Annotated in this window: 3 protein-coding genes; 2 read left to right on the plus strand and 1 reads right to left on the minus strand. The window is 62.8% G+C overall.

The genetic code is table 11. The features are described 5' to 3' along the window. Positions 1 to 199 precede the first annotated feature (199 nt). Complete coding sequence (locus ACIREA_RS22825; RefSeq protein WP_397384654.1) at positions 200 to 1,090, minus strand: alpha/beta hydrolase; 891 nt, start codon at positions 1,088 to 1,090, stop codon at positions 200 to 202. A gap of 228 nt (positions 1,091 to 1,318) precedes the next feature. On the opposite strand from ACIREA_RS22825, the gene ACIREA_RS22830 reads away from it, so the two are divergent. Beyond that, positions 1,319 to 4,366, plus strand: coding sequence for a PSD1 and planctomycete cytochrome C domain-containing protein (locus ACIREA_RS22830; protein ID WP_397384655.1), 3,048 nt, complete (start codon positions 1,319 to 1,321; stop codon positions 4,364 to 4,366). A 172-nt stretch (positions 4,367 to 4,538) separates the two neighbouring features. After that, a complete protein-coding gene (locus tag ACIREA_RS22835) occupies positions 4,539 to 5,993 on the plus strand; it encodes a DUF1501 domain-containing protein (protein ID WP_397384656.1) in 1,455 nt (484 codons plus the stop codon). The last annotated feature ends 989 nt before the right edge of the window (positions 5,994 to 6,982 follow it).

Here is a 6,982-nt window from a genome sequence, read left to right on the forward strand (position 1 = left end):
GCAGTGCTCCAACACGGACCGTCCTGCCTCCCCGCTTAATCTCGTTTACCCGCTCAGACCAGCCAAACATCAGAACTTACCAAAGTAGAATTAACCGCCAAACATCCGCCCACCCCTAAGCAGGTAGGGCGGCTTGTCCCCAAGCCGCCGCTGCCCAGCGCCCCCTCCACCATCACCGGCTCTCTTCTACCACATCCCCCTACTTCCCACCCGCCTTCGGTTTCTCTTGCGCAGCCGCCAAAAACCCGCTGTCCGCCAGCCAGTCGCTCATGCGCTGCGTCCACGTCTTGATCGAGGCAAACTTCGACCGTCCCCCCATGCCAAAGCCATGCGCGCCGCGCGCATACAGGTGCACCTCCACAGGCAGCTTCGCGGCTTCGTACTGAGCCAGCTGATCCAGAATGGGCTTCACATGGCTCGTGTCATCATTCGCCACCAGGAAAAACGCCGGCGGCGAATCGGCAGGGATCGGCCCCGCAGGCACGCCCAGCGGCCCCGGATAAATGGAAATCTGAAAATCCGCGCGGCAGCTCGCACGGTCGATCACATCCGTCGCCCCCGCATCACCCGCCGTCGGGCCGTACACCACCATCGCCACCACCTCACCACCCGCAGAGAAGCCCAGAATCCCGATCCGCTTCGTATCTAGGTTCCACTCCGCTGCCCGTGTGCGGATCACGCGCATCGCCCGCTGCCCGTCCTGGCGCGGGTGGATGTCGAGGTTGTAGGGCGAGCCCTCTTCACGCGGCAGCCGGTGCTTCAGCACAAAGCACGTCACCCCCAGCTCATTCAGCAGCTTCGCAGGCTCCACGCCTTCACCACCAAAGCCCAGTTGCCGATGCCCGCCGCCAGGGACGATTAGGATCGCCGCCCCGTTCGCCTTCTCCTTCGGCGCAGGAAACACCGTGATCGATGGATTGTTCACATGCGTCACCGAGCTCCCCTTCATCACCTCCGGCTCATCCTTCAGCTTCTCAAATCCCGGCGCCCCCTTCTCCCACAGGTGAATGACCTGCGGCTCCTCTGCGCGAAGCGCGCCGTGCAGAGAGAGGACGAGTGTGAGAGACAAAAGGAATGTGCGGTGCTTCATGGTGTGGGGTGTGACGAACTGATTGATTGAAGGGGAAAGAAAAAGTTGCCAGCCATTTTGTCGATGACCTCACACACGCGCTGAGAAATGGATTATCCGGCACATTCCTTTGCCAAATCATTCCTCTGCCGAAATCAAGGCCCACGCAGGCGCCAAAGATTCCCGCTCCCCCGCAATAACCACCCGCTGCTGGCACGTAGTTGATCCTGCCTCGCATCCAACCCCACCATGACCGTCGCTTCTCGCGCTCACCTCCTCTCCGCTTCCATCACCTTTGCGGCCGCGGCCTCATGCTCTTTCGCAACGGCAGCCGACATCTCAGCGGAGCACACAGCCTTCTTCGAATCCAAAATCCGCCCCGTGCTCGCAGAGCACTGCTACAGCTGCCACTCGGAGCAGGCGCAGGAGAAAGGCAAGCTCAAGGCAGGCCTCCTCGTGGACAGCCAGCAGGGCCTCATGAGCGGCGGCGAAACCGGGCCCGCCCTGGTCCCCGGCAAGCCATCCGACAGCCTCCTCATCAAAGTGATCCGCCATGAAATCAAGGACGCGGAAATGCCCCCCAAAGGCAGGCTACCAGAAAATGTCATTGCAGATCTCGCCAAGTGGATCGAGCTGGGCGCGCCCGATCCCCGCCTCGCAACCGCACCCGTCGTCAAATCGAAACGCACCATCGATGTCGCCGCCGGCAAAGACTGGTGGGCCTTCAAGCCCCTCACCCAGCCCGCCCTGCCTGCCGTAAAAAACACCTCAGGCGTGCACACCCCCGTCGATTTCTTCATCCTCGCCAAGCAGGAAGCCGCAGGCCTCACGCCCGGCAAGCTCGCCACCAAAGAGAAGCTGCTGCGCCGTGTCACCTTTGATCTCACCGGCTTGGCACCCACGCCGGAAGAGCGCGCCGCATTCCTCAATGACACCCGCGCAGACGCCTATGCCAAGCTCATCGACCGCCTGCTCGAAAGCCCCAAGTACGGCGAGCGCTGGGCACGCCACTGGCTCGATGTCGTGCGCTTCGCCGAGAGCGGCGGCTACGAGTTCGACGGCTTCCGCCCCGGTGCCTACCACTACCGCGACTGGGTCATCAAGGCCATGAACAACGACATGCCGTACGATGAATTCGTGCGCATGCAGCTCGCCGGAGATCAGCTAAAGCCCGGCCAGTATGACGGCGCCAGCGCCACCGGCTTCCTCGTCGCCGGTCCCTATCCCGGCCAGATCACCGCCAAGACCGTGGAAAAAATCCGCTACGATCAGCTCGATGACATGGTCTCCACCATCGGCAGCGGCTTCCTCGGCCTCACCATGGCCTGCATGCGCTGCCACGATCACAAGTTCGATCCACTGCCGCAGCGCGACTACTACGGCATCGCCGCCGCGCTGGCCACCACCGTGCAGTCACCCAGCAAGATCGATCTCTCCTACGCAGAGACGCAGAAGAAGCTCGTCGTGCACAATCAGCTCGGCGCACCCCTGCAGGCCGCACTGAAGAAATTCGAGACCGAAGAACTCCCCACGCGCTACCAGGCATGGCAGCGCGATCAATTGCCCACGCTCCAGTCCACCGCGCCATGGCAGGTCTTCGACGTCCAGTCCGCCACCGCTCAAAGCGCACGCCTCATCGCCGATCGCGACGGCCACGTCATCTACACCGGCAACAAGACCAAGGACGACGTCTACACCCTCAAAGTCATCACCCATCAAAAAGGCGTGCGCGCCTTCCGCCTCGATGCCCTCAGCGATCCCGCGCTGCCCTCCAAAGGCCCCGGCTTGTCCGACAACGGCAACTTCGTCCTCGGCGATGTAAAAATCATCGCCAAGCCGCTCGACGCAAAAAACAAGGCCAAGCCCGTGACGCTCAAGCTCAAGGCCGCGCAGGTCAGCTTTGAACAGAAGAACTACGAATTCGCCAAGACCGTCGATGCCAATCCCGGCACCGGCTGGGGCGTTGCCCCGCAGATGGGCAAGGACCACGCCGCCGTCTACGCCATCGATGGCGAAGCCGTGGGCTTTGACGGCGGCACCGCCTTCGAGATCCAGCTCCGCTTCACCAACTTCTTCGGCCTCGGCCGCATCCGCCTCGCGTTCAACAACGGCAGCGAACTCGCAAAGATCGCCGATGCCGAAGACATGCAAAACCTCCGCGAGCTCCGCGTGCTGAGCGCTGCCAAAGCCGCCCCCGCCAGCGTGACGCGCTGGTTCAGCCGCTTCGATGACCGCGCACGTCAGCTCACCGCCGCCGTCACCGAGCACGAGCGCAAACGCCCCCAGCCCGTGCTCACCGAAGTCTACACCACGCAGGCCGGCGGCCAGGATGTCTTCTTCCTCCGCCGTGGCGAGGTCGACCGCAAGGAAGGCAAGGCCAGCCCCAATTTCATCCAGGTCCTCATGCGCTCCGGCGATGCCGAAAAGAAATGGGTGCCACCACCCGAGGAAAAAAAGCCCGCCATCCATCCTCGCCTTTCCTTGGCCAATTGGATGACCGATGCCCAGGCAGGCGGCGGTCCGCTGCTCGCACGCGTGATTGTCAACCGCCTCTGGCGTCAGCATTTTGGCCGTGGCATCGTCCCCACCAGCAATGACTTCGGCACGCAGGGAGAGAAGCCCACCCATCCCGAGCTCCTCGACTGGCTCGCCTCAGAGCTAGTCAAAAATGGCTGGCGCCTCAAGCCCATCCACCGCCTCATCCTCCTCAGCTCCGCCTACACCCAGTCCGGCGACCTGAATACCGCTAATTTGCAGGCTGACCCCGAAAACCACCTCTGGTCCCAGCGTCCCGCACGACGGCTGGAGGCCGAGGCCATTCGCGACACCCTCCTGCAGCTCGGCGGCAAGCTCGACGTCAAGATGTACGGCCCCTCTGAGACCAGCAACGAAAGCACCCGCCGCAGCGTCTACCTACGTGTGAAGCGCAGCGAGCTCGTGCCCTTCATGACCATGTTTGATGCGCCCGAGCCCACGCAAAGCATCGGCGATCGCGGCAACACCACCGTGCCCACGCAGGCGCTCGCCGTCATGAATTCACCCTTCGTGCACGATCTCGCCGCGCAGCTGCTCACTCGCATCCTCGCCACCAAGCCCGCCAATACCGCAGCCATCATCAGCAAAGCCTACGAGTTCGCCCTCGGCCGCCTCCCAGAGCCCCATGAAACCCAGCGCATGCAGGCCTTCATCGATCAGCAAACGCAACTCCTCGGCAGCAAGCCCGATTCCGCCACCCTCGCCCAGCGCGAGTTCTGCCACGCGCTCCTCTGCCTGAACGAATTCATCTACGTGGACTAGCGCCAATGAAATACCCCATGGCCCATTCGTCACAGCACGCTCCGGTAAGTACGATAGACACTCCTGTCTGTCGATCTGGGGCGATTGGCGATCGCTGGGTATCGACTGACATAACTGTCCATCGCATTCCGACCCACAGCGCGCTCTAGCCCACGCCCCACTTCCCACCCCCATGTTCAACGACCTCACCACCAACGCCTCGCTCCTGCCCTCGCGCCGTCGCTTCCTGCAGCAGAGCAGCCTCGGCTTCGGCTCCGTCGCGCTCGCCACCATGCTCGCAGAGCAGCAGGGCAGGGGAGCACCCGCCCCGCTCAATCCCATGGCCCTGCGGCCCTCCCTGTTCCCCCCCAAGGTCAAATCCGTCATCTGGCTCTTCATGACCGGCGCCCCCTCGCAGGTGGACACCTGGGACTACAAGCCCGAGCTGCAAAAGCGCAACGGCCAGCCCCTCCCCGGCAGCGATTCCAAGACCGGCTTCTTCACCACCAGCGGCAAAATATTGAAGTCCCCCTTCGATTGGAAACAGCACGGCGAGTCCGGCTCATGGGTTTCTGGTATCTTCCCACATCTTTCCCAGCATGTGGACAAGATGGCCTTCATCCACTCCATGCATCTGAAGGCAAACAACCACGCCCCCGCCTCCATGGAGCTCATGTGCGGAGACAGCCAGCCCGGCCGCCCCAGCGCCGGAGCCTGGCTCACCTACGGCCTCGGCACCGAAAATCAAAACCTCCCCTCCTTCGTCGTCATGCACGAGCGCCGCCCCCGTGGCGACGATCAAATCTGGTCCGCCGGCTTCCTGCCCAAATCCTTCCAGGCCCTCACCCTCGATGCCCGCCGCAACGGCGTCATCGACAACCTCTCACGCTCCACCATGGAGAGCGCCGCGCAGCAGCGTTCCTCGCTCGATCTCATCAAGGAGATGAACCAGCAGCACGCGCAGCTCCGCGCCCCGCAGACCGATCTCGCCGCCCGCATCAATTCCTTCGAACTCGCCTACCGCATGCAGACAGACGCCCCCGAGGCGCTCGATCTCACCCACGAAAGCGATGCCACCAAAAAGCTCTACGGCCTCGACAACAAGACCTGCGAAGTCTTCGCCCGCCAGTGCCTCACCGCCCGCCGTCTCGTCGAGCGCGGCGTCCGCTTCGTGCAGATCTTCGCCGGCAAAAACGCAGGAGGCGACGGCGCCGTCGACGACGTCCCCTGGGACGGCCACAACAACATCGAAACCAATCATCGCTCCTGCGGCGCCGCCACCGATCAACCCGCCGCCGCACTCCTCGCCGATCTCGCCGGACGTGGCCTGCTCGATGAAACCCTCGTCATCTGGGGCGGTGAATTCGGCCGCACCTCAGACTCCCAGGGCAGCGTCGGCCGCGATCACAATCCCAAAGGTTTTACCATTTGGATGGCCGGCGGCGGCATCAAAGCCGGCGTCCACCACGGCGCCACCGATGAGTTCGGCTACAAAGCCGTCGAAGACAAAGTCCACGTGAATGACCTCCACGCCACCCTCCTCCACCTCCTCGGCCTCGATCACGAAAAACTCACCTACCGCCACAACGGCCGCGACTACCGCCTCACCGACCTCGGCGGCCGCGTGATCCACGAGATCTTGGCGTGATGTGGGGGATGTTAGGCGCTGTTTGAAAAGTAGCCATCTCGCTCCGCGAGATGAGCACAGCTCTCCCGCCACATCCGCACCTCTCAGCAGTCCACACACACTCTCCCTCCGAAAGCCCGGAAGGCTGGCATATCCGTAGTCGTGGGTGCCAGCCCACGGAACTCACGCCCCATGCGCCTCCCTCCGAAAGCCCGGAAGGCTGGCTCATCCGTAATCGTGGGTGCTAGCCCACGGAACTCACGCCCCATGCGCCTCCCTCCGAAAGCCCGTAGGGCTGGCACAACCGTAATCGAGGGTGCCAGCCCACGGACCCTATCACCCACCCCTCTCAAAGGTCGTGGAACCGCGTAGCGGTGACACAAAACGCCGCCACGGCCAAACGTCACAGCGTCAGCGACAAAACACGTCTTCAAACATCGCCCAATGACGCATCCTTTTTCTTTCCCCACTGCACACCTCCGCCATGCCGCCACCAGACGCGCTGCGTCATGCGCAGCTCTTGACTGGGAGTGCCGGCATTTTGTCGGCTCCGGTCGAACGTCCCCTGACATCCCTCAATCACCCACCCCCAACCAAGGACAGCATGAACGTCATTCAGAGATGGCATGGTTTCATCCGCTCCGCCTCACACCAGCACCAAAGGTGCTGCGTAGCATAGCGAAGGGTTGCCGAGCCTTGGCGAGGCTACCCTGGTACCCGCAAATCAAATCCGGGAAGCAAACCCATCGCCTTCTTCACACACTACGCCCACCAGCAGCGACTTCAATCAGCCCCGCCGCAATTCGAACGCTCCGCAGCTCCCTAGCAGCAGCGAAAACCTCCAAGCGCAATCTGAAACCGAACGGCCCGACGCCCACTACCCCAACCGCTCATCACGCAGCTTCCGCACAGCTTCCGGAGTGAACTCTTCCCCGGTGAACACGAGTTGCTTCACCTGCTCGCCAGGCGCTTTCCTCTGCGCGGCACGAATGGCCTTCGTCGCATTCATG

The organism is Prosthecobacter sp., from assembly GCF_044373815.1.
GTDB lineage: Bacteria > Verrucomicrobiota > Verrucomicrobiia > Verrucomicrobiales > Verrucomicrobiaceae > Prosthecobacter.

Bases quoted from the DNA above. Each gene is read 5' to 3' on its own strand.
- ACIREA_RS22825 (WP_397384654.1), bottom strand. From the start codon at position 1,090: ATGAAGCACCGCACATTCCTTTTGTCTCTCACACTCGTCCTCTCTCTG.
- ACIREA_RS22830 (WP_397384655.1), top strand. From the start codon at position 1,319: ATGACCGTCGCTTCTCGCGCTCACCTCCTCTCCGCTTCCATCACCTTT.
- ACIREA_RS22835 (WP_397384656.1), top strand. From the start codon at position 4,539: ATGTTCAACGACCTCACCACCAACGCCTCGCTCCTGCCCTCGCGCCGT.